We start from the raw sequence: 26,982 nt of genomic DNA, 5'->3' as shown, positions 1-26,982 counted from the left end.
TCCGGTGACACGGGGTGGTGCTCCGGCACACGCCGGTACGGAAGGGACCGCGGTCCGACGGCCGCTACGACGGCTCAGACGTTGAAGCCCAGGGCCCGCAACTGCTCGCGGCCGTCGTCCGTGATCTTGTCGGGGCCCCACGGCGGCATCCAGACCCAGTTGATCCGCAGTTCGTTGACGATGCCGTCGGTGACGGACTTCGCCTGGTCCTCGATCACGTCCGTCAGCGGGCACGCCGCCGACGTCAGGGTCATGTCGATGGTCGCGATGTTCGACTCGTCGACGTGGATGCCGTAGATGAGGCCCAGGTTGACGACGTCGATGCCCAGCTCGGGGTCGACGACGTCCATCAGGGCCTCGCGGACCTCCTCCTCCGAGGCCGGCTTCATCTCCACGGTCTCGCTCATGCCGTCTCCTTCTGGGCGCCGGCGCCGTCCAGCGCCTGGGCCGTCGCGTCCTTCCAGGCCATCCAGCTCAGCAGGGCGCACTTGACCCTGGCCGGGTACTTGGACACCCCGGCGAACGCCACGGCGTCCTCCAGGACGTCCTCCATCGCCTCGTCGGGCTCGATCCTGCCCTTGGACTGCATCAGCTCCAGGAAGGTCTCCTGGATGCGACGCGCCTCGGCCAGGTCTTTGCCGACCAGCAGTTCGTTCAGCACGGAGGCCGACGCCTGGCTGATGGAACAGCCCTGGCCCTCGTAGGAGACGTCCTTGACCGTCGTACCGTCGTACTTCACGCGCAGCGTGATCTCGTCGCCGCACGTCGGGTTGACGTGGTGCACCTCGGCGTCGCCGTCCCGCAGGCCCCGGCCCTGCGGGTTCTTGTAGTGGTCCAGGATCACTTCCTGGTACATGGAGTCCAGCTTCATGCGATCGCTCGTCCCGTCAGCCGAAGAAGTTCCGTACGTGCTCCAGGCCGTCGACCAGTGCGTCGATCTCGGCCGGCGTGGAGTACAGATAGAACGACGCTCGCGTGGTCGCAGGAATTCCGTAGCGCAGGCAGACCGGGCGCGCGCAGTGGTGCCCGACCCGGACGGCGATGCCCTGCTCGTCGAGGACCTGGCCCACGTCGTGCGGGTGGATGTCGCCGAGCGTGAAGGAGATCGCCGCGCCGCGCTCCTCGGCCGTGGCGGGGCCGATGATGCGCAGGTCGGGGACCTCCAGCAGCCGCTTCACCGCGTACTCGGTGAGGGCGTGCTCGTGGGCGAGGACCCGGTCCATGCCGATCGAGTTCAGGTAGTCGATGGCCGCGCCCAGGCCGACGGCCTGCGCGACCGGCGGCGTGCCCGCCTCGAACTTGTACGGCGCGGGGGCGTAGGTCGAGGAGTGCATCGACACGGTCTCGATCATCTCGCCGCCGCCGAGGAACGGAGGCAGGTCCTCCAGCAGTTCCTGGCGGCCCCAGAGGACGCCGATGCCGGTCGGGCCGCACATCTTGTGGCCGGTGAAGGCCACGAAGTCGGCCTGGAGGGCCTGGACGTCCATCGGCATGTGCGGCGCGGCCTGGGAGGCGTCGATGCAGACCAGCGCGCCGACCTCCTGGGCGCGGCGCACGATCGCCTCGACCGGGTTCTGGGTGCCGAGGATGTTGGAGACCAGCACGAAGGAGACGATCTTCGTCTTCTCGTTGATGACCTCTTCCAGGTCGGACAGGTCGAGGCGGCCGTCGTCCGTCAGGCCGAACCAGCGGAGCTTCGCGCCGGTGCGCTGCGCGAGGAGCTGCCACGGCACGATGTTGGAGTGGTGCTCCATCTCCGTGATGACGATCTCGGTCTCGTGGTCCACGCGGTAGGGCTCGTCGGCCCAGCCGAGCATGTTCGCCACGAGGTTCAGCGACTCCGAGGCGTTCTTCGTGAAGATGACCTCGTCGCGGCTGGGCGCGTTGATGAACTCCGCGACCTTGTCGCGCGCCCCCTCGTACAGTGCCGTGGCCTCCTCGGCGAGGACGTGCACGCCACGGTGGACGTTGGCGTTGTGCTGCTCGTAGTACTCGTCGAGCGCGTCGATGACCTGGCGCGGGGTCTGCGAGGTCGCGGCGTTGTCGAGGTAGACGAGCGTCTTCCCGTCGTGGACCCGGCGGTCCAGGATGGGGAAGTCCTTGCGGATCGCCTCGGTGTCGAGGAGGCCCGGCAGCTGTGTCACGCGGATACGCCACCCTTCGTGTACGCCTCGTAGCCCTCGTTCTCCAGGGTGTCGGCGAGCTCGGGACCGCCGGACTCGGCGATCCGGCCGTCGGCGAAGACGTGGACGTGGTCGGGCTTGATGTAGCGCAGGATGCGCGTGTAGTGCGTGATCAGCAGGGTGCCGACCTCGCCGGTCCCGCGGACCCGGTTGACGCCCTCGGAGACGACGCGCAGGGCGTCGACGTCGAGGCCGGAGTCGGTCTCGTCGAGGATCGCGATCTTCGGCTTGATCAGTTCGAGCTGGAGGATCTCGTGGCGCTTCTTCTCACCGCCGGAGAAGCCCTCGTTGACGTTGCGCTCGGCGAAGGCGGGGTCCATGTGGAGGCGCTCCATGGTCTCCTTGACCTCCTTCACCCAGTGCCGCAGCTTGGGAGCCTCGCCGCGGACGGCGGTGGCGGAGGTGCGCAGGAAGTTGGAGACGGAGACGCCGGGGACCTCGACCGGGTACTGCATGGCGAGGAAGAGGCCGGCGCGGGCGCGCTCGTCGACGGACATCTCCAGGACGTCCTCGCCGTCGAGGGTGACGGTGCCGCCGGAGACGGTGTACTTGGGGTGGCCGGCGAGGGCGTAGGCGAGGGTCGACTTGCCCGAGCCGTTGGGGCCCATGATGGCGTGCGTCTCGCCCTGCTTCACGGTGAGGTCGACGCCCTTGAGGATCTCCTTCGTGGCGTTGTCGGCCTCGACGGTGACGTGCAGGTCTCGGATTTCAAGCGTTGCCATGGGTGCCTCAGGACTCCTGGGTGACGGAGACGAGCACGTCGTCCCCTTCGATCTTTACGGGGTATACGGGGACGGGGCGCGTCGCCGGAAGGCTGTCGGGCTTGCCCGAGCGGAGGTCGAAGCGCGAGCCGTGCAGCCAGCACTCGATGTGGCAGTCGTCGACCTCGCCCTCGGACAGCGAGACGTTCGCGTGCGAGCAGATGTCGTTGATCGCGAAGACCTCGCCCTCGGTGCGCACGAGGGAGACCGGCGTGCCGTCGAGTTCCACCCGCTTGGGGGTGTCCTCCTCCAGCTCGGCCAGTCCGCAGACGCGTACGAAGGTCATGCGACCGCGGCCTCCAGCTCCTCTTCGATCTTGGCGATGAGACGCTCCTCGATGTCCGGGACGCCGATCTGCTGGACCAGTTCGGCGAAGAAGCCCCGGACCACCAGGCGGCGGGCGTCCTTCTCGGGGATGCCGCGCGCCATCAGGTAGAAGAGCTGCTCGTCGTCGAACCGGCCGGTCGCGGAGGCGTGTCCGGCGCCGACGATCTCGCCGGTCTCGATCTCCAGGTTGGGCACGGAGTCGACCCGGGCGCCGTCGGTGAGCACCAGGTTGCGGTTCATCTCGTAGGTGTCGGTGCCCTCGGCCTTGGCCTCGATGAGCACGTCGCCGATCCACACCGCGTGCGCGTCGTCGCCCTGGAGCGCGCCCTTGTAGACGACGTTCGACTTGCAGTGCGGCACGTTGTGGTCGACCAGAAGGCGGTGCTCCTGGTGCTGGCCCGCGTCGGTGAAGTAGAGGCCGAACAGCTCGGCCTCGCCGCCGGGACCGGCGTACGCCACGCGCGGGTGGAGGCGGACCACGTCGCCGCCGAAGGTGACGACGACGGACTTGAAGGAGGCGTCGCGGCCGACGAGGGCGTTGTGCTGGCCCACGTGCACGGCGCGCTCGTCCCAGTCCTGGACGGAGACGACGGTCAGCTTGGCGCCGTCGCCGAGGACGAACTCGACGTTGGCGGCGAGCACCGCGTCACCGGTGTGGTCGATGACGACCACGGCCTCGGCGAAGGCACCCAGCTCGATCACGTGGTGGCCGTAGGCGACGCCGCCCTCGCCGCGCACGGCGATGCGGATCGGCTCGGTGAGCACCGCCTCCTTGGCGACGGTGATCACGCCGGCCTCGGCGAACGCGGAGTACGCCTGGGCGGCGACGCGGTCCACCGGGGCGCCGGTCCGGCCGAGCCGGGCGTCGTCGCGGCCGACGGTCTCCACGGTGACGCCCTCGGGCGCCTCGACCGCGATCTTCACGGCCTCGCCGGAGGCGACCGCGGTGCCGTCGTGCAGTCCGCGCAGTCGCTCCAGCGGAGTGAACCGCCACTCCTCCTCACGGCCGTGGGGGACGGGGAAGTCCGCCACGTCGAAGGACGGGGGCGCGCTCATGCGGGTGGCGACCGTCGAGGACGCCTCGGCGGCCACCGCGATCGCGCCGGCGGTGGTGGAACCCACCGGCGGGGGTCCCCCCTGCCCCGGCGCGTTCGAGGACGTGGGGGAGTTCTGAGCCTCAGCCATGGCTGTCGTAGTGCTCGCTTTCCTTTGCGTAAGTGGCGTGACGGGGGCGGCGGGGCGGCCGGGTCAGCCGACCGCGCCTTCCATCTGGAGCTCGATCAGCCGGTTGAGTTCGAGCGCGTACTCCATCGGCAGTTCCTTGGCGATCGGCTCGACGAAGCCGCGCACGATCATCGCCATGGCCTCGTCCTCGGAGAGACCGCGGCTCATCAGGTAGAAGAGCTGGTCCTCGGAGACCTTGGAGACGGTCGCCTCGTGGCCCATGGACACGTCGTCCTCGCGGACGTCCACGTAGGGGTAGGTGTCCGAGCGGGAGATCGTGTCGACGAGCAGCGCGTCGCACAGGACGTTCGACTTGGAGCCGGGGGCTCCCTCGCCGATCTCGATCAGCCCGCGGTAGGAGGTACGGCCGCCGCCGCGCGCCACCGACTTGGAGACGATGTTGGAGGACGTGTTCGGGGCCATGTGGACCATCTTGGCGCCGGCGTCCTGGTGCTGGCCCTCGCCCGCGAAGGCGATGGACAGGGTCTCGCCCTTGGCGTGCTCGCCCATGAGGTAGACGGCCGGGTACTTCATGGTCACCTTGGAGCCGATGTTGCCGTCGACCCATTCCATGGTGGCGCCCTCGTAGGCGACGGCGCGCTTGGTGACCAGGTTGTAGACGTTGTTCGACCAGTTCTGGATGGTCGTGTAGCGGCAGCGGGCGTTCTTCTTGACGATGATCTCGACGACCGCGGAGTGCAGCGAGTCCGACTTGTAGATCGGGGCGGTGCAGCCCTCGACGTAGTGCACGTACGCGCCCTCGTCGACGATGATCAGGGTCCGCTCGAACTGGCCCATGTTCTCGGTGTTGATCCGGAAGTAGGCCTGGAGCGGGATCTCCACGTGCACGCCCGGGGGCACGTAGATGAAGGAGCCGCCGGACCACACGGCGGTGTTCAGCGCGGCGAACTTGTTGTCACCGGCCGGGATGACGGTGCCGAAGTACTCCTTGAAGAGCTCCGGGTGCTCCTTGAGCGCGGTGTCGGTGTCCAGGAAGATGACGCCCTGCTCCTCCAGGTCCTCGCGGATCTGGTGGTAGACGACCTCCGACTCGTACTGCGCGGCGACACCGGCGACCAGGCGCTGCTTCTCCGCCTCCGGGATGCCGAGCTTGTCGTAGGTGTTCTTGATGTCCTCGGGCAGGTCCTCCCAGGACTGCGCCTGCTTCTCCGTGGACCGCACGAAGTACTTGATGTTGTCGAAGTCGATCCCCGACAGGTCCGAGCCCCAGTTCGGCATGGGCTTCTTCTCGAAGAGCTTGAGGCCCTTGAGGCGGAGCTTGGTCATCCACTCCGGCTCGGACTTCTTCCCGGAGATGTCCCGGACGACGTCCTCGTTGATGCCGCGCCTGGCGGAGGCGCCGGCCGTGTCGGAGTCGGCCCAGCCGTACTCGTACTTGCCCAGGCCCTCGAGTTCGGGGTGGGCAGTCTCCGTGGGGAGAGTCATGCGGGGTTCCTCCCGGCCGTGCGTGCGGATGCGTTGTCGGTGTTCGTGGAAGTCTGGGGGACGAAGGTGGTGCAGACACCGTCGCCGTGCGCGATGGTCGCCAGGCGCTGCACGTGCGTGCCGAGCAGTTCGGCGAAGAACTCCGTCTCCGCCTCGCAGATCTGCGGGAACTCTCCGGCGACGTGGGCGACCGGGCAGTGGTGCTGGCAGAGCTGCTCGCCCTGCTGCGGGGGAGGCGCGCTGCGCGCCGTGGCAGCGTACCCGTCGGCGCTCAGGGCCTTGGCCAGCGCCGCGGTCCGCTGGTGCGGAGGGGCTGCCTCCACCGCCTTGCGGTAGGAGCCCGCGAGGGACGCGAAGCGGGCGCGGGCGAAGGCGGCGACCGCCTGCTGCCCGCCCTCGCGCTCGGCGATCCAGCGCAGGGCGTCCGCCGCGAGCTTGTCGTAGGACTGGTCGAAGGCGTCGCGCCCGCAGTCGGTGAGCGCGAAGACCTTCGCGGGCCGCCCGCGCGTGCGCGCGCCGTAGACCCGCTGCTCACGGGCTTCGACGACGTCGTCGGCGGCCAGCGCGTCCAGGTGCCGCCGCACGGCGGCCTGGGTGAGGCCGAGACGCCCGGCCAGCGCGGCCACCGTCGACGGCCCGTGGACCAGGATGGAGCGCGCGACGCGGTTGCGCGTGGATCGCTCACCGGTCGCGAGTTCCTCTCGCGGAGCCTCGCCAACGTTTTTCACAACGCCATTGTTGCGTAATTCATCCGGGCCCGGCAACCCGTGATCGGATCACCCTAAGGTGCGCTCCGTCACTTAGGCATACCTAAGCCGACCTGCGGAAACGATCTTTGATCGATCGTTCCGGCTTCACCCGCGCCCTCCCGCGCGCCTCCGGCCGCGCCCCCGCGCACCCCCTCCGACCGGGCCGCACCGCCCGCACGCACTCCCCGCGCGACACGCCGGACGGCCGCCGGAGTGGCCCCCGGACGGCCACCGGGAGCGCCGTCCCGCGCGCGGGGGTTCCCCCACCCGCCCGCCGGGGGCGCCCGGCGCGTCCCTAGACTCTGGACCCATGCGAAGCGAGCCCGTGGTCCAGGTCCAGGCCCTGGTGAAGCGGTACGGCACGAAGACCGCGGTGGACGGCCTCGACCTGGTGGCCCGAGCGGGCGTGACCGCCGTCCTCGGCCCCAACGGCGCCGGCAAGACGACCACGGTCGAGATCTGCGAGGGGTACCGCAGGCCGGACTCCGGCACGGTACGCGTCCTGGGCCTCGACCCGGTGGCCCAGGGCCCCGCGCTGCGGCCCCGGATCGGCGTGATGCTCCAGTCGGGCGGCGTCTACTCCGGCGCCCGCGCCGACGAGATGCTGCGCCACGTCGCCGCGCTGCACGCCCACCCGCTGGACGTGGACGACCTCGTCGAGCGCCTGGGGCTCGGTTCCTGCGGCCGGACCGGCTACCGCCGGCTCTCCGGCGGCCAGCAGCGGCGGCTCGCCCTCGCCATGGCCGTGGTCGGCCGCCCCGAACTGGTCTTCCTCGACGAGCCCGGCGCCGGCCTCGACCCGCAGGCACGCCGCGCCACCTGGGACCTGGTGCGCGATCTGCGCGCCGACGGCGTGTCGGTGATCCTCACCACCCACCACATGGACGAGGCCGAGCAGCTCGCCGACGACGTCGCCGTCATCGACGCCGGCCGGGTCGTCGCCCAGGGCTCGCCCGAGGAGCTGTGCCGCGGCGGCGCGGAGAACACGCTGCGCTTCACCGGACGCCCCGGGCTCGACGTCGCCTCCCTGCTCAAGGCCCTCCCGGCGCACTCCTCGGCCGCCGAGCTGGCACCCGGTTCCTACCGGGTGACCGGCACCGTCGACCCGCAACTGCTCGCCACGGTGACCTCCTGGTGCGCCCAGCACGGGGTCATGCCGGACCGCATCTCGGTGGAGCGGCACACCCTGGAGGACGTCTTCCTGGAGCTGACCGGCAAGGAGCTGCGCGCATGACCACCACGCCCCCCGGCACCTTCACGCCCCGGCCCGGGGCCGCGCCGCTCCCCCGCATGATCGCCGCCCAGGCGATGCTGGAGACGCGGATGCTGCTGCGCAACGGCGAGCAACTGCTGCTCACGGTGATCATCCCGGCGCTGCTGCTGGTGCTGTTCAGCTCCGTGGACATCGTCGACACGGGCGAGGGCGCGGCCGTCGACTTCCTCGCCCCGGGCATCCTGGCGCTCGCCGTGCTCTCCACCGCGTTCACCGGACAGGCCATCGCCACCGGCTTCGAACGCCGCTACGGGGTGCTCAAGCGGCTCGCCGTCTCCCCGCTGCCGCGCTGGGGGCTGATGACCGCCAAGACGCTGGCCGTGCTGGTCACCGAGGTGCTCCAGGTGATCCTGCTGACGGCGATCGCCTTCGCGCTGGGCTGGTCGCCGCACGGCAACCCGTTCGCCGTGGTGCTGCTCCTGGCCCTCGGCACGGCCGCCTTCTCCGGCCTCGGACTGCTGATGGCGGGCACGCTGAAGGCGGAGGCCACGCTCGCCGCCGCCAACCTGGTCTTCCTGCTGCTGCTCGTGGGCGGCGGGGTCGTGGTGCCGCTGGACCGCTTCCCGGACGCCGCGCAGGCGGTCCTGGGGCTGCTGCCGATCACCGCGCTCTCGGACGGGCTGCGGGACGTGCTCCAGCACGGGGCGTCGGTCCCCTGGGGCGACCTCGGCGTCCTCGCCGTGTGGGCGGTCGCCGGACTCGCCGCGGCCGGCAGGTTCTTCCGCTGGGAGTGACCGGGGCGGCACGGCCGGCCGCAGCCCGCGCCGACCCCGAGTACGCGGCACGGCACGGCCGGCCGGAGCCCGCGCCGGCCGCGGGTACCCGGCATGGCCCGGCACGCCGGCCGCCCGCCGACTCCCGCGGCCGGCCGGGAGACGGTGCCGGTCCTGCGGGAGCCGTGCGCAGGGCCGGAGCCGGACCCTCGTGAAAGCGTGCACAAGCGGCCCCCTACCATGGACGGCGTGCCAAACGTGACCCGTGCCGACGCCACCGCCGCCGTGCGCAATCCCCTCGCCTTCATCGCCGCACGCTGGACCCCGGACCCCCGGACGGTCCGGCGGGCGGCCCTCGCCGCGCTCGTCATGGCGGTGGTCATCGTGGTCACCGGCGGCGCCGTCCGGCTGACCGGCTCCGGGCTGGGCTGCCCGACCTGGCCGAAGTGCACCGACGACTCGCTCACCAGCACCCGCGAGATGGGACTGCACGGGGTCATCGAGTTCGGCAACCGCCTGCTGACCTACGTGCTGTGCGCGGCCGTCGGCTGGGCGATCGTCGCCGCCCGCTCGCAGAAGCCGTACCGGCGCGATCTGGTCCGGCTGGGCTGGCTCCAGTTCTGGGTCGTCATGGGCAACGCGGTCCTCGGCGGCATCGTCGTGCTGGTCGGCCTGAACCCGTACACGGTGGCCGCGCACTTCATGCTGTCCACCGCGCTGATCGCGGTGGCGACGGTGATGTGGCAGCGCGCCGGGGAGGGCGACGCGGCGCCACGCCCCCTGGTCGGCGCGGCCGTGCGCCAGTTGGTGTGGGTGCTGGTCGCCGTGTGCGTGCTGCTGATCGCGGTGGGCACGGTGGTCACCGGCGCCGGTCCGCACGCGGGCGACTCCAGCGAGGTGGCGCGGATGCCGCTCGACTGGGAGATGGTCTCCAAGCTGCACGCCGTGCTGGCGTGGGTCGTGGTGACGCTGACCTTCGCCCTGTGGTTCGTGCTCAAGGCCGTCGACGCGCCCCGCGGCCCCTCGGCCCGCACCCGGGACCTCTTCGTCATCCTGCTGCTCCAGGGCGTCCTCGGCTACGTGCAGTTCTTCACCGACCTGCCCGAGGTCCTGGTCGGCCTCCACATGTTCGGCTCGTGCCTGGTGTGGATCGCCACGGTCCGGGTGCTGCTCGCGCTGCGGGAACGGCCGCTCGCAAAGACCGGCGTGCCCGGTCCGGCCGAGGAGTCCTCGCTGACCCCCGCCTGAGCGCGGCTCACTCCAGCCCGTACACCCGTGCCGCGTTGTCCGCCGCGATCAGGCGGGCCACGCGGCGCGCGTCCGTACGGGACCACGCCCCCTCGGCCACCCAGGTGCCCAGCACCCGCTCCAGCGCCTCGCGGAAGAGCCGGGCGCCCACCACGTGCAGTTCGGGCAGGTCCCGGGCCCCGGTGGAGAAGAGCACCTTGCCGAAGGGGGCCTGCTCCAGGACCTCCGCCAGCACCGCCGCGGCACGCACGCCGGTTCGCGCGAGGGAGGCCCCCGCGTCGGTGTGCACGTGCGGGAAGACGGCGGCCAGGTGGGCGGCCTGACGGTGGTGCGGGTAGCCGTGCAGCAGGACCAGATCGGTGCCGAGCCCGGCGGTGGCCCGGACGAACTCCGTGAGCAGCACCGGGTCGGTGCGGTCCAGGCGCAGGCCCGGTTCGCCGAGCCCGGTGTGCAGTTGCAGCGGCAGGCCGGAGGCCACGGCGCTCCACAGCAGGTGGCGCAGGAGCACCGGGTCACCGAGTTCGCCGCCGGCCTCGCGCCCGGCGAGCCAGCGGCCGGCGGCGCCGCGCACCTCGCCGGGGCCCGGCGGTTCCGGGGCGAGGGCCAGTCCGTGGCGGACGCCGGCGACGGAGCTGAAGGCGACCGCGTGCCCGGCGCAGGCGTGCACCGCCTCGGCGAGGTTCGCGAGGAAGGACTCGACGGTGCCGGAGGTGTCGGCGACCTGCTCGGCGAGCGGCTCCAGGCGCACGATCTCACGGGCGCCCGCCCCGCCCGCGGCGGCCATCTCGGCGGGACCGGAGAGGTCGCCGGGCGGGCCGGTGTCGACCAGGTACGTGGTGATGCCGCTGCCGCGCAGCAGCCGCCGGCCGGTTTCCAGGGCGCCCAGTTCGCGGCGCCGGGCGAGGTAGCGGGCGGGCGGGCAGTGCGCCTCCAGCCCGAGCAGCGGGGGGCACCAGCGGCGGACCGCGAACCCGGTCTGCGTGTCGAAGAGGGTGGTGCCCGGCGCGGGCGGACCCTCGGTACGGCCGAGCCGCGCCTCGAACGTGCCGAGGCCCAGCTCCCTGCGCAGGACCCCGTGGCAGTGCTGGTCCACCAGGAACGGTGTCTCGATCATCCCGACTCCCCCACCCCGTGCGCGCTCGCGCCGGCCGGCCTCACCGCTTCCAACGGGTGAACCGGTGCCGAGGTGTTGCCCCGGGACGAGGCCGGGCGTGTCACCGGACGGGGAGAGCCGGGGCCGGCCCCGCGGGCGGGACGCCGGACGTGCGGGCCGGCGGTGCGCCGGAGCGGGCCCGCGGCACGGCGCCCGGTCCCGCCCGGCGCGCCACGCCGGGTGGCCGCCTCACGGCACGGCGGAGCACCGCCGGGCGTGTCGGCGCCCGCGCCGGGCCGGTGTCCTTCCCGCGGGGGAACGCCGCGGGACGTCGGGCCGCGGGACGTCGGGCCGCGCCGGGAGCACCGGAGGGCCGTCAGGCCGCGCCAGGGGCGCCGGCTGATGCCGGCCGGGCCACGCCCGCGTCAGCCGTTCTTCGGACCGCCGACCTGGAGGCCGGCCATGCGGGACCACTCGTAGGGCCCCGTCTTCACCCGCGCCGCGAACTCGCCGTCGAAGGCGTCGTGGACGGTGATCCCGGACTTCGCGACGGCCCGCCGGGCGCTCTCGTACGAGGGGGCCATGAGGTCGCCCCAGGTGCCGTCCGCGCCGACGAGCACGATGCGGGCGCCGCGCTCGCCGACGTAGGAGACCTGGCCCTCGGCGCCGCCGTGCGCCTTGGCGAAGGTGTCGATCCACCGCGCGAGCCGGGCCACCTGGCGTCCGTGCCCGGCGCCGGTCTTCGCGTCAACCTGCTGCGTGTCTGCCATGCCCAGGATGCTACCGACGGGTAGCGCGAACGGCGACGGGCGGGGTGCGTGGCCTGGGCCACGCACCCCGCCCGTCGGAGGCGAGGAGGACGCCGGCTACCGCAGGAAGGGGTCGACCGCGATGGCCAGGAAGAGCACGGAGACGTAGGTGATGGACCAGTGGAAGAGGCGCATCTCCTTGAGCTTGACGCCCGTGACCTCGGCCTTGGCCCGGTTCTGCAGCCCGTGCGCCTCCCACAGCCACATGCCGCCGGCCAGCAGGGCGACCACCGTGTAGAACCAGCCGGTGTAGCCCAGCGGCGTCAGCAGCAGCGAGACGAGGACCATCACCCAGCTGTAGATCACGATCTGGCGGGCGACGACCTTGTTGGAGGCGATGACCGGGAGCATGGGCACGCCCACGCGCGCGTAGTCCTCCTTGACCTTCATGGACAGCGGCCAGTAGTGCGGCGGCGTCCAGAAGAACATCACCAGGAAGAGGATGACCGGCGCCCAGGACATCGAGTTGGTCACGGAGGACCAGCCGATCAGCACCGGCAGGCAGCCGGCGATGCCGCCCCACACGATGTTCTGCGAGGTGCGCCGCTTGAGGATCATCGTGTAGACGACCACGTAGAAGAGGAGCGCGCCGAGGGCGAGCCAGGCGGAGAGCCAGTTGACCGTGAGGCCGAACATCAGCGTCGAGACGATCGCCAGGGTGATGCCGAAGGCGAGGCACTCGCGGGGGCTGACCATGCCGGTGACGAGCGGACGCTGCGAGGTGCGGTCCATGAGCGCGTCGATGTCACGGTCGATGTACATGTTCAGCGCGTTGGCGCCGCCCGCGGAGAGGTAGCCGCCGACACAGGTGAGCAGCACCAGCCGCAGGTCGGGGACGCCCTGTTCGGCCAGGAACATCACCGGAACCGTGGTGATCAGCAGAAGCTCGATGATCCGCGGCTTGGTCAGTGCCACGAACGCCTTGACACGGGCCCCGAACGGCCGGTGACTCGGGCTCTGGCTCGTCCCGATAACCCCCGCAGGACGGGATTCAACGGCCGTCACGCACACCCCTGACAGAGACATCCCAGCAAGCCCTCCGTGTGAAGTGCCGGTAAAGGCTCGCGCGTACCACGCCACTTTAGACGTTGCCGATACCCCGGCTCTTCGCGGGGGGGTGGGGTCGTGCGGAAAGGGGCGCTCCGACGTGCGTACGCGGAGTCGATTGAGCAGTCGGATGAGCGGCCGCGTATTCACTTGTCCAAATGCCGTTTCCCCCGGTCGGCAGGCGGATCGGGAAGACCCCCGGCAGTCGGGTTTCCGGGGAAAAACGCACGTACTTACGGGGGTAGGCTCGGCAATGGCCGGCCGCGTACGGATACGCCGGCACCCGGTGAGCGTCATGTACACCGGCTTCCGACACCGGAGAGGAGCCCTGACTCAGGGTGAGCACCAAGCCGACCACCGCAGACCTCGAGTGGACCGAGCTGGACCAGCGGGCGGTGGACACCGCCCGCGTCCTGGCCGCCGACGCCGTACAGAAGGTTGGCAACGGCCATCCCGGTACGGCGATGAGCCTGGCTCCCGCCGCGTACACCCTCTTCCAGAAGGTGATGCGGCACGACCCCGCCGACGCGGACTGGGTCGGGCGCGACCGCTTCGTGCTGTCCGCCGGACATTCGTCCCTGACCCTCTACACCCAGCTCTACCTGGCCGGCTTCGGCCTGGAGCTGGACGACCTGAAGGCGTTCCGCACCTGGGGCTCGAAGACCCCGGGGCACCCCGAGTACGGCCACACGACCGGTGTGGAGACGACGACCGGGCCGCTCGGCCAGGGCGTCGCCAACGCGGTCGGCATGGCGATGGCCGCCCGCTACGAGCGCGGGCTGTTCGACCCCCAGGCCCCGGCGGGCGAGTCCCCCTTCGACCACTTCGTCTACTGCGTCGCCGGTGACGGCTGCCTCCAGGAGGGCATCTCCGCCGAGGCGTCCTCCCTCGCCGGGCACCAGAAGCTGGGCAACCTGGTCCTGCTCTGGGACGACAACCACATCTCGATCGAGGGCGACACGGAGACCGCGGTCTCCGAGGACACGGTCAAGCGGTACGAGTCGTACGGCTGGCACGTGCAGCGGGTGGCCCCCCAGGAGAACGGCGACCTGGACCCGCACGCCATCCACCGGGCGATCGAGGAGGCGCGGCGGGTCACCGACCGGCCGTCCTTCATCGCCATGCGGTCGATCATCGCCTGGCCCGCCCCCAACGCGCAGAACACCGAGGCGTCGCACGGCTCGGCCCTCGGCGACGAGGAGGTGGCCGCCACCAAGCGCGTGCTGGGCTTCGACCCGGAGCGGACCTTCGAGGTCTCCGACGAGGTCATCGCGCACACCCGCAAGGCCCTGGAGCGCGGCCGGGCCGCCCGCGCGGCGTGGGAGGAGTCCTTCCGGCAGTGGCGGGAGCAGAACCCGGAGCGCGCCGCCGAGTACGACCGGATCGCCCAGGGCGAGCTGCCCAAGGGCTGGGAGGAGGCGATCCCGGTCTTCGAGACGGGCAAGGGCGTCGCCACCCGTGCCGCCTCCGGCAAGGTACTCCAGGCGCTCGGCGCCCTCGTGCCCGAGCTGTGGGGCGGCTCCGCCGACCTCGCCGGCTCGAACAACACGACGATCGACAAGACCAGCTCCTTCCTCCCCGAGGGCAACCCGCTGCCCGAGGCGGACCCGTACGGCCGCACCATCCACTACGGCATCCGCGAGCACGCGATGGCCGCGCAGATGAACGGCATCGCCCTGCACGGCAACACGCGCATCTACGGCGGCACCTTCCTGGTGTTCTCCGACTACATGCGCAACGCGGTGCGGCTGTCGGCGCTGATGCACCTGCCGGTGACGTACGTGTGGACGCACGACTCCATCGGCCTGGGCGAGGACGGCCCGACCCACCAGCCGGTCGAGCACCTGGCCTCGCTGCGCGCCATCCCGGGCCTGAACGTGGTCCGGCCGGCCGACGCCAACGAGACGGCGATCGCCTGGCGCGAGATCATGCGCCGCTGGACCAAGGAGTTCGGCAAGGGCGCCCCGCACGGCCTGGCCCTCACCCGCCAGGGCGTGCCGGTCTACGAGCCGAACGACGACGCGGCCAGGGGCGGCTACGTGCTGTTCGAGGCCGAGGGCGGCGAGCCGCAGGTCCTCCTCGTCGCCACCGGCTCGGAGGTGCACCTCGCCGTCGAGGCGCGCGAGCGCCTGCAGGCCGACGGCGTGCCCACCCGGGTGGTGTCGATGCCGTCGGTGGAGTGGTTCGAGGAGCAGGACCAGGGGTACCGGGACAGCGTCCTGCCGCCCTCCGTCAAGGCCCGTGTCGCGGTGGAGGCAGGTGTCGGGCTGACCTGGCACAAGTACGTCGGGGACGCCGGGCGCATCGTCTCCCTGGAGCACTTCGGTGCCTCGGCCGACGGTCCGACCCTCTTCCGCGAGTTCGGTTTCACCCCCGAGAACGTGGTCGCCGCCGCCCGGGAATCGCTGGCCGCGGCCCGGCGCTGACGCTCGTACACGGCACACAGGAACATAGGAGATGCATTTTCCATGACAGACGCACTGAAGCGCCTCTCCCAGGAGGGCGTCGCGATCTGGCTGGACGACCTGTCGCGCAAGCGGATCACGTCCGGCAACCTCGCCGAGCTGATCGACCAGCAGCACGTCGTGGGCGTCACCACCAACCCGTCGATCTTCCAGAAGGCGATCTCGCAGGGTGACGGCTACGACCGTCAGCTCGCGGACCTCGCGGTCCGCGGGGTGACCGTCGAGGAGGCCATCCGGATGATCACCACGGCGGACGTCCGCGACGCCGCCGACATCCTGCGCCCCGTCTTCGACGCCACCGACGGCAAGGACGGCCGGGTCTCCATCGAGGTGGACCCGCGCCTCGCCCACCACACGGAGGCGACGGTCGCCGAGGCCAAGCAGCTCGCCTGGCTGGTGGACCGGCCCAACACGCTGATCAAGATCCCGGCGACCGAGGCCGGGCTCCCGGCGATCGCCGAGACCATCGGCCTGGGCATCAGCGTCAACGTCACGCTGATCTTCTCCCTGGAGCGCTACCGCAAGGTCATGGACGCCTTCCTGACCGGTCTGGAGAAGGCCCGGGAGCGCGGACTGGACCTGTCGCTGATCCACTCGGTCGCGTCCTTCTTCGTCTCCCGCGTGGACACCGAGATCGACAAGCGGCTCGACGCGCTCGGCACCGACGAGGCCAAGGCGCTGCGCGGCAAGGCCGCCGTGGCCAACGCCCGCCTCGCCTACCAGGCGTACGAGGAGGTCTTCTCCTCCGACCGCTGGAACGCGCTGGAGCGCGAGGGCGCCAACCGCCAGCGGCCCCTGTGGGCGTCGACCGGCGTCAAGGACCCGGCGTACGCCGACACGATGTACGTCACCGACCTGGTCGCGCCGAACACGGTCAACACCATGCCGGAGGCGACGCTCCAGGCCACCGAGGACCACGGGCGGATCACCGGCGACACCGTCTCGGGCACCTACGAGCAGGCCCGCGCCGACCTGGACGCGGTCGAGAAGCTCGGCATCTCCTACGACGAGGTGGTGCAGCTCCTGGAGGACGAGGGCGTCGACAAGTTCGAGGCGTCCTGGAACGACCTGCTGAAGTCGACCGAGGCGGAGCTGCGTCGCCTCGCCCCCTCGGAGGGCTAGGACATTGTCGAGCAGCAACCCGCTGCGTGACCCCGCAGACCGACGGCTCCCGCGCATCGCGGGGCCGTCGGGTCTGGTCATCTTCGGCGTCACGGGCGACCTCTCCCGCAAGAAGCTCATGCCCGCCGTCTACGACCTGGCGAACCGGGGTCTGCTGCCGCCGGGCTTCTCGCTGGTGGGCTTCGCCCGCCGCGACTGGGAGAACGAGGACTTCGCGCAGGTCGTGCACGACGCCGTCAAGGAACACGCGCGCACCACCTTCCGCGAGGAGGTCTGGCAGCAGCTCCTGCAGGGCATGCGCTTCGTGCAGGGCACCTTCGACGACGACGACTCGTTCGAGCGGCTGCGCGACACGATCGACGAGCTGGACAAGGCGCAGGGCACGGGCGGCAACTTCGCCTTCTACCTCTCGGTGCCGCCGAAGTCCTTCCCGGTGGTGATCCAGCAGCTCCGCAAGCACGGGCTGGCGGACCAGTCCGGCGGCTCCTGGCGGCGCGCGGTGATCGAGAAGCCCTTCGGCCACGACCTGCGGTCGGCCGAGGAGCTGAACGCGATCGTCCACGAGGTCTTCGCCCCGGACCAGGTCTTCCGCATCGACCACTACCTGGGCAAGGAGACCGTCCAGAACATCCTGGCGCTGCGCTTCGCCAACACCATGTTCGAACCGATCTGGAACCGGTCCTACGTGGACCACGTGCAGATCACCATGGCCGAGGACATCGGCATCGGCGGCCGGGCCGGCTACTACGACGGCATCGGCGCCGCCCGCGACGTCATCCAGAACCACCTCCTGCAACTCCTCGCCCTGACCGCGATGGAGGAGCCCGCCTCCTTCGACGCGGACGCGCTGGCCGCGGAGAAGACCAAGGTGCTCGGCGCGGTCCGGCTCCCCGCGGACCTCGGCCGCGACACGGTGCGCGGACAGTACGCGGCGGGCTGGCAGGGCGGCGCGAAGGCGGTCGGTTACCTGGAGGAAGAGGGCATCGACCCGAAGTCCACCACCGACACCTACGCGGCGATCAAGGTCGGCATCGACAACCGCCGCTGGGCGGGCGTCCCCTTCTACCTGCGCACCGGCAAACGCCTCGGCCGCCGGGTCACGGAGATCGCCGTGGTCTTCCAGCGGGCCCCGCACTCCCCCTTCGACACGAGCGCGACGGAGGAACTGGGCCAGAACGCGATCGTCATCCGCGTCCAGCCCGACGAGGGCGTCACGGTCCGCTTCGGCTCCAAGGTGCCCGGCACCTCCATGGAGATCCGGGACGTGTCCATGGACTTCGCCTACGGCGAGTCCTTCACCGAGTCCAGCCCCGAGGCGTACGAACGCCTCATCCTGGACGTGCTGCTCGGCGACGCCAACCTCTTCCCGCGCACCGAGGAGGTCGAGCTGTCCTGGAAGATCCTCGACCCGATCGAGCGGTACTGGGACGAGAACGGCACCCCGGCCCAGTACCCGGCCGGTACCTGGGGGCCGGTCGAGGCCGACGAGATGCTGGAGCGAGACGGACGGAGCTGGCGCCGGCCATGAAGACAGACCTCACGGACACCACGGCCAGCAAGATCAACAAGGCGCTGGTGCAGGGCCGCCGGGCCAGCGGCACCCCCGCCGTCGGCATGGTGCTCACGCTGGTCATCGTCACCGACGAGGAGAACGCCTACGACGCGCTGAGGGCGGCGAGCGACGCCGCGCACGAACACCCCTCGCGCACCCTCGTCGTCATCAAGCGCGTCTCGCGCTCCCCCCGGGAGCGCACGCGGTCCCGGCTCGACGCCGAGGTGCGCATCGGCGCGGACGCCGGCACCGGCGAGACGGTGGTGCTGCGGCTGTACGGCGAGGTCGTCGACCACGCCCAGTCGGTGGTGCTGCCGCTGCTGCTGCCGGACGCCCCGGTGGTGGTGTGGTGGCCGGTGAACGCGCCGCTGGACCCGGCCAACGACCCGCTCGGGGCGCTCGCCCAGCGCCGGGTCACCGACACCTACGCCTGCGAGGAGCCGGTGCGCGAGCTGGTCGCGCGCGCGGAGTCGTACACGCCCGGGGACACCGACCTGTCGTGGACCCGGATCACGCCCTGGCGCTCGATGCTGGCGGCGGCCCTGGACCAGGTCGACTGCCGGGTGCAGTCGGTCGAGGTGGAGGGCGAGGCGTTCAACCCGAGCTGCGAGCTGCTGGCGATGTGGCTCGCGGACCGGCTGGACGTCCCGGTGGAGCGTTCCGCCTCCGGCGGGCCGGGGCTGACGGCGGTCCGGATGGAGACGGACTGCGGTCCGGTCGTCCTGGACCGGGCGGACGGTTCGCTGGCCACCCTGTCCATCCAGGGCCAGCCGGCCCGCGCGGTGGCGCTCAAGCGCCGCGAGACCGCCGAGCTGATGGCGGAGGAGCTGCGCCGGCTCGACCCGGACGACACCTACGCCTCGGCGCTCCGCTACGGCGTCAACCGGCTGAACGCGCCACCCAAAGGAGCCGGGGGGCGGTCTCCCGGGGCAGGCGCTCCCGTCGAGACGGCTGCGGAAGCTCCCGCGCGGGACACGGCGCGGGAGGAGGAACAGGTGAGGAAGGCGGCGACGACGTGAGCACTCCCCAGGTGGTCGTGCACCGGGACAAGGAGCTGATGGCCGAGGCGGCCGCGGCCCGGCTGATCACGAAGATCGTGGACGCGCAGGCGTCGCGGGGCTCGGCGTCCGTGGTGCTGACCGGCGGCCGCAACGGCAACGGCCTGCTCGCCGCCCTGGCGGGTTCGTCCGCCCGGGACGCCGTCGACTGGTCGCGGCTGGACCTGTGGTGGGGCGACGAGCGCTTCCTGCCCGAGGGCGATCCGGAGCGCAACGTGACGCAGGCGCGCGAGGCGCTGCTGGACGCGGTGCCGGTCGACCCGGCGCGGGTGCGGGCGATGCCCGCCTCGGACGGTCCCCACGGCTCGGACGTGGAGGCCGCCGCGGCGGCCTACGCGCGGGAGCTGGCGGAGGCCGCCGGGCCGGAGGACCACGCCGCGGTGCCCTCGTTCGACGTGCTGCTGCTGGGCGTCGGACCGGACACGCACGTGGCGTCGCTCTTCCCGGAGCTGCCCGCGGTGCGGGAGGCGGAGCGGACGGTGGTCGGCGTCCGCGGCGCCCCCAAGCCGCCGCCGACCCGGGTCTCCCTGACCCTGCCGGCGATCCGGGCGGCCCGCGAGGTGTGGCTGCTGGCGGCCGGGGAGGACAAGGCGAAGGCGGTGGCGGTCGCGCTGTCCGGCGCCGGCGAGGTCCAGGCCCCGGCGGCCGGGGCGCGGGGCCGCTCGCGCACCCTGTGGCTGCTGGACGCGGCGGCGGCCTCCGGGCTGCCCCGGTCGATGTATCCGCCGGCGTCGGCGTAGTACCCGCTCGGCAGGACGCCGGGCCCCGTGCCACGGGGCCCGGCGTCGCCGTCTTCGGACGCGGCCGGGGCCGTCGCCTGCTGGCCGAAGGCGGCCGGGGGTCAGGAACCGCCGGGGCGCGGGGCGTACGGGTCGCCGGCACGGTGGGGGCGCGGCGGGGCCGTGTAGGGGTTGCCGTGACCGTGGGGGCCGCCGGGGCCGTACGGGGCCCTCCCCGGTCGGGGCGGCGGGTAGGGAGTGCCCGGCGGCGGGGCGTACGGCGCCTGCGGCGGGACGTGCGGGCCCCGGGGCGGGCCGGGCCGCCGGTGGGCCGCCGGGTGCCGGGTGAGCCGGATGCCGTGGTGGCGGCGCAGCCGGCCCGTCTCCAGCAAAGCGATCGCGGTGACCGTCACGGGCGCCCCGAGGATGAAGACGACGCCCATGGTGAGGCTGAGCCCGTGCAGGTCGCCGGTGGCGAGGTCGATGAGGGCGATCAGCCAGGTCGTCACGGTCGCCAGCAGCGGCGGCAGGCAGCGGTGGACGCCCGCCGTGCCGAAGAAGTTGCCCGAGACGTGCACGGCGCCGCGGATCACGACCACCACCATCCACAGTCCCAGTGGCCCGGTGACCAGGACGAGCAGCGGTGAGCCGGTCGCCGACCGCAGCAGGTAGACCGTGAGCACGATCCACCCCACGAAGAGCAGCAGCAGCTTGGCCGAGTTGAGCAGCGGCACCTTGAGCGTGCGGACCGGGCCGTCGCGGCGCCACACCCAGAGCATGGCGCCGACCGTGAGCGGGGTGAGGAACAGCAGGAGGGCGGAGGCCGTCAGCATGTTCTCCAGCACCTCGTCGAAGCTGAACCCGCCCTGGACGACGGTGTAGACGCCGAGCGCGGCGACCGTGCCGGCGATGAGCCGGACCCGTTTGAGGCGTTCGACGGAGGCGTCGACGGACGGCGGGATCCACGCCGGGTGGAACAGCGCGCGGGCCAGCCGTTTGGGCCGCAGCGCGTCCCGCGCCGTCAGTCCGCCGCCCGTCCAACTCCCCGGCGCACGCGCCATGGTGAACTCCCCCGAGTGATGATCCGAATGATCACGGGAGTCTACGGGAGGCGGGCGGCGGTCCGCCGCCCGCCTCCCGTGGCCGGTGCGAGGGGGTCACCTCCGGCCGCGCTGCTCCCGGTAGGCGGCGACCAGCGCCCGGGTGGAGGGGTCGAGGCCGGGCACCTCGGCGCCCTCGGTGAGCGCCGGTTCGACCCGCTTGGCCAGCACCTTGCCGAGTTCGACGCCCCATTGGTCGAAGGAGTCGATGTTCCAGACGGCGCCCTGGACGAAGACCTTGTGTTCGTAGAGGGCGATGAGCTGGCCGAGGACGGAGGGGGTGAGCTGGGGGGCGAGGATGGTGGTGGTGGGGTGGTCGCCGTGGAAGGTCTTGTGGGGGACGAGTTCCTCGGGGACGCCTTCCTCGCGGACCTCGTCGGGTGTCTTGCCGAAGGCGAGGGCCTGGGTCTGGGCGAAGAAGTTGGCCATCAGCAGGTCGTGCTGGGCGCCGAGGGTGTCGTCGAGTCCCGGTACGGGCCGGGCGAAGCCGATGAAGTCGGCGGGGATCAGCTTGGTGCCCTGGTGGATCAACTGGTAGTAGGCGTGCTGGCCGTTGGTGCCGGGGGTGCCCCACACCACGGGCCCGGTCTGCCACCGCACCGGCTGCCCGTCACGGTCGACGGACTTGCCGTTGGACTCCATGTCGAGTTGCTGGAGGTAGGCGGTGAAGCGGGAGAGGTGGTGGCTGTAGGGCAGCACCGCGTGGGACTGGGCGCCCAGGAAGTTGCCGTACCAGATGCCCAGCAGGCCCATCAGCAGCGGCACGTTGGCCTCGGGCGGCGCCGCGCGGAAGTGCTCGTCGACGAGGTGGAAACCGTCCAGCAGCTCACGGAAGCGGTCCGGGCCGATGGCGATCATCAGGGAGAGGCCGATGGCCGAGTCGAAGGAGTACCGGCCGCCGACCCAGTCCCAGAACTCGAACATGTTGGCCGTGTCGATACCGAACTCCGCGACCTTCTGCGCGTTCGTGGACAACGCGACGAAGTGCCGGGCCACGGCCGCCTCGTCACCGAGGGCGTCCAGCAGCCGGCTCCGCGCGGACGTGGCGTTGGTGATCGTCTCGATCGTCGTGAACGTCTTCGAGGCGACGACGAACAGCGTCTCCGCCGGATCCAGGTCCCGCGTCGCCTCGTACAGATCGGCCCCGTCCACGTTCGACACGAACCGGAACACCAGGGAGCGGTCGCTGTAGTCACGCAGCGCCTCGTAGGCCATCGCGGGGCCGAGGTCGGAACCACCGATGCCGATGTTCACCACGTTCCGGATACGCCGGCCGGTGTACCCGGTCCACTCCCCGGAACGCACCCGCTCCGCGAAGGCCGCCATCCTGTCCAGCACGGCGTGCACCCCGGGGACCACGTTCTCCCCGTCCACCTCGACGACCGCCCCCCGCGGCGCCCGCAGCGCCGTGTGCAGAACGGCGCGGTCCTCCGTCGTGTTGATCCGCTCCCCGCGGAACATCGCATCCCGCAACGCGAACACACCGGTCGCGGACGCCAGTTCACGCAACAACGCCAGCGTCTCATCGGTCACGAGGTGCTTGGAGTAGTCGACGTACAGGTCGCCCACCCGCAGGGTCCAGGAGCTGCCCCGCTCCGGGTCGGCGGCGAACAGCTCGCGCAGGCGCACCTCTCCGAGTTCCTGGTGGTGCTTGGCCAGCGCGGTCCATTCGGGCATCTGGTCGAGCCTGATACGGCCGTCTGCGTTCATGTCGGACTTCAGCCTTCTTCCTTGCGTGTGGCAGCGTCCCCGCCGATCCAACCTAAGCGATCAGCGTGGAAGAAGGGTGTCGAACGACTCCGGCCAGGCACCCCTGGGGTGTCCGGCCGGTCTTCTCTAGATCTCGCCGCGCAGCTTGGCGAGTGCCTCGGCGAGGATCGCCTCGCCGTCCGCGTCGCTGCGACGCTCGCGCACGTAGGCCAGGTGCGTCTTGTAGGGCTCGGTGCGCGGCGGGTCCGGCGGGTTCTCCCGGTCCTGTCCGGCGGGGAAGCCGCAGCGCGGGCAGTCCCAGGTCTCCGGGACCTGTGCGTCGCTCGCGAAGCTCGGCTGTGTCTCGTGTCCGTTGGAGCACCAGAAGGAGATGCGCAGACGCGGCGCTGACTCGCCGCGCTCGGCCTCGCCCATCGGCCCCGCCCCGACCCGGCTTCCCCGGATCGCGTTGCCACTTGCCACGGTCGTAACTCCCTGCGTGATGGTGCCGCGAAGCGAGTCGGCGTTCCGCTTCGCCGCGAGCGCCTCAGTCTACGAAAGGCCCAACGCGCGTCCAGTGATTGGAGTTACAAGCCCAAGCGCCCAGACGCAAGCCTCATGATAGGCCGCGCCGAGCGGCGCGTACCGGACATGGGGCCCGTGGTGCGCGGTGTGCCGCCGCCCGAGTCCGGCCGGCCGGTCGGCGTGATCAGCCGTTCGCCTTCATCAGCAGGCCGAGCGCGATGATGCACGCGAACCACAGCAGACCGACCACGACGGTGATCCGGTCGAGGTTGCGCTCGGCGACCGAGGAGCCGCCGACGGACGACTGCATGCCGCCACCGAACATGTCGGAGAGACCGCCGCCCTTCCCCTTGTGCATCAGCACCAGCAGCATCAGCAGCAGGCTGAAGACGATCAGGGCGATCGAGAACCCCAAAACCACGGCTGGACCAACTTCCTCGGACTCGGATGAATGACGGGGGCATGGTGACGCCTGGGCGGCCGGGCCGCACAGGGGCGCACTACCATGCCCCCGCAAGAGTACGACGTATCGCGGCTACCGCATACTCACTGGTCGCGGAAGCGGACGATCTTGACGAACTCGTCGGCGTCCAGTGAGGCACCGCCGACGAGGGCGCCGTCGATGTCGGGCTGGGCCATGATCTCGGCGACGTTGCCGGACTTGACCGAGCCGCCGTACTGGATGCGGACCTTGTCCGCCAGTTCCTGCGAGTACAGCTCGGCGATCTTGCCGCGGATCGCCGCGCAGACCTCCTGGGCGTCCCCGGCGCCGCAGACCTTGCCGGTGCCGATGGCCCAGACGGGCTCGTAGGCGACGACGACGGTCTCGGCCTGCTCGGCGGGCAGGTCCTTCAGACCGCCCTCGACCTGGGCGAGGGTGTGGGCGACGTGGTTGCCCGCCTCGCGGACCTCCAGTTCCTCGCCGACGCACAGGATCGGGGTGAGGCCGTGCTTGTAGGCGGCCCTGACCTTGGCGTTGACCTGCTCGTCGGTCTCGGCGTGGTACTGCCGGCGCTCGGAGTGGCCGACGGCCACGAAGGCGCACTTCAGCTTGGCCAGCATCGGTCCGGAGATCTCGCCGGTGTAGGCGCCGCCGTCGTGGGCGGAGATGTCCTGGGCACCGTACTTGATCTTGAGCTTGTCCCCCTCGACGAGGGTCTGCACGGAGCGCAGGTCGGTGAAGGGCGCGAGGACGGCGACCTCGACGGCCTCGTAGTCCTTGTCGGCGAGGGCGAAGGCGAGCTTCTGGACGTGGGCGATGGCCTCCAGGTGGTTGAGGTTCATCTTCCAGTTGCCGGCCATCAGCGGCGTGCGGGTGGTCATGCGGGGTCAGTCCTCCAGTGCGGCGAGGCCGGGGAGCGTCTTGCCCTCGAGGTATTCGAGGGAGGCGCCGCCGCCGGTCGAGATGTGGCCGAATGCGTTCTCGTCGAAGCCGAGCGTGCGCACGGCCGCGGCGGAGTCGCCGCCGCCGACCACGGTGAAGCCCGGGGCGTCGACGAGGGCCTGGGCGACCGCCTTGGTGCCCTCGGCGTAGTCGGGGTGCTCGAAGACGCCCATGGGGCCGTTCCAGAAGACGGTGGCCGCGTCGGCGAGCTTGGATGCGTACAGCTTGTCGGTCTCGGGGCCGATGTCCAGGCCCTGCTGGTCGGCCGGGATGGCGTCCGCGGCGACGGTGGTGGGGTGGGTGGGCGCCTTCGCCTCGAGGTCCGGGAACCGCGAGGAGACCCGCACGTCCACGGGGAGGACCAGTTCGACGCCGTTCTTCTCGGCGCGCTCCATGTACTCCCGGACGGCCGGGAGCTGGTCCTCCTGGAGCAGGGAGGTGCCGATCTCGTGGCCCTGGGCCTTGAGGAAGGTGTAGGCCATGCCGCCGCCGATCAGGATGCGGTCGGCGCGGCCGAGCAGTTCGTCGATGACGGCGAGCTTGTCGGAGACCTTGGCGCCGCCGAGCGCGACCACGTAGGGGCGCCGGACCTCGTCGGTGAGCCTGCGCAGGACGCCGACCTCGGTGGCGATGAGGTGGCCGGCGTAGTGCGGCAGGCGCTGGGGCAGGTCGTAGACGGAGGCGTGCTTGCGGTGCACGGCACCGAAGCCGTCGCCCACGTAGACGTCCGCGAGGCCGGCCAGCCGGTCGGCGAAGGCGGCGCGCTCGGCGTCGTCCTTGCTGGTCTCGCCGGGGTTGAAGCGCAGGTTCTCCAGGACGGCGACCTGTCCGCCGGCGAGGCCGGCGACGGTGGCGGCGGCGGAATCGCCGGCCGTGTCCGTGGCGAAGGCGACCTCGGTTCCGAGGAGTTCGCCGAGGCGGGCGGCGGCCGGGGCCAGGGAGTAGGCGGGGTCCGGGGCGCCCTTGGGGCGGCCCAGGTGCGAGGCGACGACGACGCGCGCGCCCGCGTCGGCCAGGGCCTTGACGGTGGGCAGCACGGCGCGGATGCGGCCGTCGTCGGTGATGGTCGTGCCGGCCAGCGGCACGTTGAGGTCGGCACGGACGAAGACGCGCTTGCCGGCCACGCCTTCCGAGAGCAGTTCGTCGATCGTCTTCATAACAGCGGCTCCTGGGCTCTTGATCGCTCGTGATCCTACGAGGACGGGTGGTGCCGGACGTGGGTCAGGGCCCGGACGGCGTGACCGCACGCCGCCCGGGCCCTGCTCTCACATGAAGTGTCCGCTCCGGTCGATCAGAGCTGGTTGCCGACGAAGACGGTGAGGTCGACGAGGCGGTTGGAGTAGCCCCACTCGTTGTCGTACCACCCGATGATCTTCACGTTCTTGCCCTCCTGGACCATGGTCAGGGAGGAGTCGAAGGTGCAGGACGCCGGTGCGTTGACGATGTCGGAGGAGACGATGGCGTCCTCGGTGTACTCGAGGATGCCCTTCAGCTCGCCCTCCGCGGCCTTCTGGAAGGCCGCGTTGACCTCTTCCTTGGTGACCTCGCGGCTCAGCTCGACGACGAGGTCGGTCACCGAGCCGGTGGGGACCGGGACGCGCATGGCGATGCCGTCCAGCTTGCCCTTGAGCTGCGGCAGGACCAGGGCGGTCGCCTTCGCGGCGCCGGTGGTCGTCGGGATGATGTTCTCCGCGGCGGCCCGCGCGCGGCGCAGGTCCTTGTGCGGGAAGTCCAGGATGCGCTGGTCGTTCGTGTAGGCGTGCACCGTCGTCATCAGGCCGCGCACGATGCCGAAGTTCTCGTCGAGGACCTTCGCCATCGGCGCCACGCAGTTGGTGGTGCAGGAGGCGTTGGAGATGACGGTGTGCTTGGCCGGGTCGTAGTCGTCCTGGTTGACGCCCATGACGACGGTGACGTCCTCGTTCTTCGCCGGGGCGGAGATGATGACCTTCTTGGCGCCGCCGGTGAGGTGCTTCTCGGCGTCTTCCTTCTTGGTGAAGATGCCGGTCGACTCGATCACGATGTCGACGCCCAGCTCGCCCCAGGGGATCTCGGCCGGGTTGCGCTCGGACAGGACCTTGATGGTCTTGCCGCCGACGGTGATGGTGTCCTCGGTGTGCGAGACCTCCTGCTTGAGGCGGCCGAGGATGGTGTCGTACTTGAGCAGGTGGGCGGTGGTCGCGGTGTCACCCAGGTCGTTGACAGCCACGATCTCGATGTCTGCACCCTGCTCCAGCAGCGCGCGGAAGTAGTTACGACCGATGCGGCCAAAGCCGTTGATGCCTACGCGGATCGTCACGAACCGATCTCCTCGTTGGTACGCCGGCTGCGTGCCGGCGAGCTGTATGGGATGTCCCCGACCACCCTCGACCCTACCTCCCGGAGGCGGGCGGAGTGACATCGAGACGACGCATACCCGGCACGGTGGCCGGTACCCGTAGGTAGGGGTACGGACCACCCCGATTCCGGGGACGTATCACCCGATTCCGGGACGC

Annotated in this window: 26 protein-coding genes; 8 read left to right on the top strand and 18 right to left on the bottom strand. The window is 71.3% G+C overall.

Annotated features, from left to right (window positions below):
• Positions 1 to 74: 74 nt before the first annotated feature.
• The 8 genes from VM636_RS23275 to VM636_RS23240 form a co-directional block, all read right to left on the bottom strand.
• Positions 75 to 407: a metal-sulfur cluster assembly factor gene (locus tag VM636_RS23275; protein ID WP_030420016.1), complete on the bottom strand. Its 333-nt coding sequence runs from the start codon at positions 405 to 407 to the stop codon at positions 75 to 77.
• Positions 404 to 871 (bottom strand): Fe-S cluster assembly sulfur transfer protein SufU, encoded by a 468-nt coding sequence (sufU, locus tag VM636_RS23270; protein WP_030420017.1) that lies wholly within the window; start codon positions 869 to 871, stop codon positions 404 to 406. The genes VM636_RS23275 and sufU overlap by 4 nt, the downstream gene beginning before the upstream one ends.
• Before the next feature lie 16 nt (positions 872 to 887).
• Positions 888 to 2,144: a cysteine desulfurase gene (locus VM636_RS23265; RefSeq protein WP_030420018.1), complete on the bottom strand. Its 1,257-nt coding sequence runs from the start codon at positions 2,142 to 2,144 to the stop codon at positions 888 to 890.
• Complete coding sequence (gene sufC, locus VM636_RS23260; protein WP_053912646.1) at positions 2,141 to 2,905, bottom strand: Fe-S cluster assembly ATPase SufC; 765 nt, start codon at positions 2,903 to 2,905, stop codon at positions 2,141 to 2,143. Before sufC ends, VM636_RS23265 begins: the two co-directional genes overlap by 4 nt.
• A 7-nt stretch (positions 2,906 to 2,912) precedes the next feature.
• The gene (locus VM636_RS23255) at positions 2,913 to 3,230 is read right to left on the bottom strand and encodes a non-heme iron oxygenase ferredoxin subunit (RefSeq protein ID WP_030420020.1); all 318 of its coding nucleotides are present in this window, start codon (positions 3,228 to 3,230) and stop codon (positions 2,913 to 2,915) included.
• Positions 3,227 to 4,456 (bottom strand): Fe-S cluster assembly protein SufD, encoded by a 1,230-nt coding sequence (sufD, locus tag VM636_RS23250; protein WP_051821301.1) that lies wholly within the window; start codon positions 4,454 to 4,456, stop codon positions 3,227 to 3,229. Before sufD ends, VM636_RS23255 begins: the two co-directional genes overlap by 4 nt.
• A gap of 63 nt (positions 4,457 to 4,519) precedes the next feature.
• Positions 4,520 to 5,941, bottom strand: a complete 1,422-nt coding sequence (gene sufB, locus VM636_RS23245; protein WP_030420022.1) for a Fe-S cluster assembly protein SufB — start codon at positions 5,939 to 5,941, stop codon at positions 4,520 to 4,522.
• Positions 5,938 to 6,669 carry a transcriptional regulator gene (locus tag VM636_RS23240; RefSeq protein WP_030420023.1) on the bottom strand — a complete coding sequence of 244 codons (732 nt, stop codon included), beginning with the start codon at positions 6,667 to 6,669 and terminating at the stop codon, positions 5,938 to 5,940. Before VM636_RS23240 ends, sufB begins: the two co-directional genes overlap by 4 nt.
• Positions 6,670 to 7,000: 331 nt before the next feature.
• On the opposite strand from VM636_RS23240, the gene VM636_RS23235 reads away from it, so the two are divergent.
• From VM636_RS23235 to VM636_RS23225, 3 genes are all read left to right on the top strand, one after another.
• On the top strand, positions 7,001 to 7,924 hold the full coding sequence (locus VM636_RS23235; protein WP_078855882.1) for an ABC transporter ATP-binding protein: 924 nt from the start codon (positions 7,001 to 7,003) through the stop codon (positions 7,922 to 7,924).
• The gene (locus tag VM636_RS23230; RefSeq protein WP_030420025.1) at positions 7,921 to 8,697 is read left to right on the top strand and encodes an ABC transporter permease; all 777 of its coding nucleotides are present in this window, start codon (positions 7,921 to 7,923) and stop codon (positions 8,695 to 8,697) included. Before VM636_RS23235 ends, VM636_RS23230 begins: the two co-directional genes overlap by 4 nt.
• A gap of 219 nt (positions 8,698 to 8,916) precedes the next feature.
• Positions 8,917 to 9,924 carry a COX15/CtaA family protein gene (locus VM636_RS23225; protein ID WP_030420026.1) on the top strand — a complete coding sequence of 336 codons (1,008 nt, stop codon included), beginning with the start codon at positions 8,917 to 8,919 and terminating at the stop codon, positions 9,922 to 9,924.
• A gap of 7 nt (positions 9,925 to 9,931) precedes the next feature.
• Here the strand turns inward: VM636_RS23225 and VM636_RS23220 are convergent, their stop codons facing one another.
• The 3 genes from VM636_RS23220 to VM636_RS23210 all read right to left on the bottom strand — a co-directional run bounded on the left by VM636_RS23220 (position 9,932) and on the right by VM636_RS23210 (position 12,837).
• Entirely contained in the window at positions 9,932 to 11,038 is a 1,107-nt protein-coding gene (locus VM636_RS23220; RefSeq protein ID WP_053912645.1) for an amidohydrolase family protein, read from the bottom strand.
• 404 nt (positions 11,039 to 11,442) lie between these two features.
• Positions 11,443 to 11,787, bottom strand: coding sequence for a hypothetical protein (locus VM636_RS23215; RefSeq protein WP_030420028.1), 345 nt, complete (start codon positions 11,785 to 11,787; stop codon positions 11,443 to 11,445).
• Between the two features lie 96 nt (positions 11,788 to 11,883).
• Positions 11,884 to 12,837, bottom strand: a complete 954-nt coding sequence (locus VM636_RS23210; RefSeq protein WP_199809373.1) for a heme o synthase — start codon at positions 12,835 to 12,837, stop codon at positions 11,884 to 11,886.
• A gap of 374 nt (positions 12,838 to 13,211) precedes the next feature.
• Here VM636_RS23210 and tkt point away from each other — a divergent pair, with 374 nt between their 5' ends.
• From tkt to pgl, 5 genes are read left to right on the top strand one after another with little or no spacing between them, the layout of a single operon-like run.
• Positions 13,212 to 15,299 carry a transketolase gene (tkt, locus tag VM636_RS23205; RefSeq protein WP_338485566.1) on the top strand — a complete coding sequence of 696 codons (2,088 nt, stop codon included), beginning with the start codon at positions 13,212 to 13,214 and terminating at the stop codon, positions 15,297 to 15,299.
• A 42-nt stretch (positions 15,300 to 15,341) separates the two neighbouring features.
• Entirely contained in the window at positions 15,342 to 16,460 is a 1,119-nt protein-coding gene (tal, locus tag VM636_RS23200) for a transaldolase (protein ID WP_030420031.1), read from the top strand.
• Between the two features lie 4 nt (positions 16,461 to 16,464).
• On the top strand, positions 16,465 to 17,988 hold the full coding sequence (zwf, locus tag VM636_RS23195) for a glucose-6-phosphate dehydrogenase (protein WP_053912644.1): 1,524 nt from the start codon (positions 16,465 to 16,467) through the stop codon (positions 17,986 to 17,988).
• A complete protein-coding gene (opcA, locus tag VM636_RS23190; protein ID WP_030423429.1) occupies positions 17,985 to 19,031 on the top strand; it encodes a glucose-6-phosphate dehydrogenase assembly protein OpcA in 1,047 nt (348 codons plus the stop codon). The genes zwf and opcA overlap by 4 nt, the downstream gene beginning before the upstream one ends.
• The gene (gene pgl / locus VM636_RS23185; protein WP_030423428.1) at positions 19,028 to 19,810 is read left to right on the top strand and encodes a 6-phosphogluconolactonase; all 783 of its coding nucleotides are present in this window, start codon (positions 19,028 to 19,030) and stop codon (positions 19,808 to 19,810) included. Before opcA ends, pgl begins: the two co-directional genes overlap by 4 nt.
• Positions 19,811 to 19,911: 101 nt before the next feature.
• On the opposite strand, the gene VM636_RS23180 is transcribed toward pgl, so the two are convergent.
• The 7 genes from VM636_RS23180 to gap all read right to left on the bottom strand — a co-directional run bounded on the left by VM636_RS23180 (position 19,912) and on the right by gap (position 26,786).
• Complete coding sequence (locus VM636_RS23180) at positions 19,912 to 20,850, bottom strand: hypothetical protein (protein WP_053912643.1); 939 nt, start codon at positions 20,848 to 20,850, stop codon at positions 19,912 to 19,914.
• Positions 20,851 to 20,946: 96 nt separating this feature from the next.
• Positions 20,947 to 22,599, bottom strand: coding sequence for a glucose-6-phosphate isomerase (pgi, locus tag VM636_RS23175; protein ID WP_338485562.1), 1,653 nt, complete (start codon positions 22,597 to 22,599; stop codon positions 20,947 to 20,949).
• Positions 22,600 to 22,725: 126 nt separating this feature from the next.
• A complete protein-coding gene (locus VM636_RS23170; protein ID WP_078856302.1) occupies positions 22,726 to 23,061 on the bottom strand; it encodes an RNA polymerase-binding protein RbpA in 336 nt (111 codons plus the stop codon).
• Between the two features lie 226 nt (positions 23,062 to 23,287).
• Positions 23,288 to 23,524 carry a preprotein translocase subunit SecG gene (gene secG / locus VM636_RS23165; RefSeq protein WP_078856301.1) on the bottom strand — a complete coding sequence of 79 codons (237 nt, stop codon included), beginning with the start codon at positions 23,522 to 23,524 and terminating at the stop codon, positions 23,288 to 23,290.
• Between the two features lie 125 nt (positions 23,525 to 23,649).
• Positions 23,650 to 24,426 carry a triose-phosphate isomerase gene (gene tpiA / locus VM636_RS23160; protein WP_030423293.1) on the bottom strand — a complete coding sequence of 259 codons (777 nt, stop codon included), beginning with the start codon at positions 24,424 to 24,426 and terminating at the stop codon, positions 23,650 to 23,652.
• A 6-nt stretch (positions 24,427 to 24,432) separates the two neighbouring features.
• Positions 24,433 to 25,644: a phosphoglycerate kinase gene (locus VM636_RS23155; RefSeq protein WP_338485557.1), complete on the bottom strand. Its 1,212-nt coding sequence runs from the start codon at positions 25,642 to 25,644 to the stop codon at positions 24,433 to 24,435.
• 134 nt (positions 25,645 to 25,778) lie between these two features.
• On the bottom strand, positions 25,779 to 26,786 hold the full coding sequence (gene gap / locus VM636_RS23150) for a type I glyceraldehyde-3-phosphate dehydrogenase (RefSeq protein ID WP_053912641.1): 1,008 nt from the start codon (positions 26,784 to 26,786) through the stop codon (positions 25,779 to 25,781).
• Between the last annotated feature and the right edge of the window lie 196 nt (positions 26,787 to 26,982).

This window comes from Streptomyces sp. SCSIO 75703 (assembly GCF_036607905.1).
Classification (GTDB): domain Bacteria; phylum Actinomycetota; class Actinomycetes; order Streptomycetales; family Streptomycetaceae; genus Streptomyces.
This window is presented reverse-complemented; position numbering and strand designations above follow the sequence as displayed.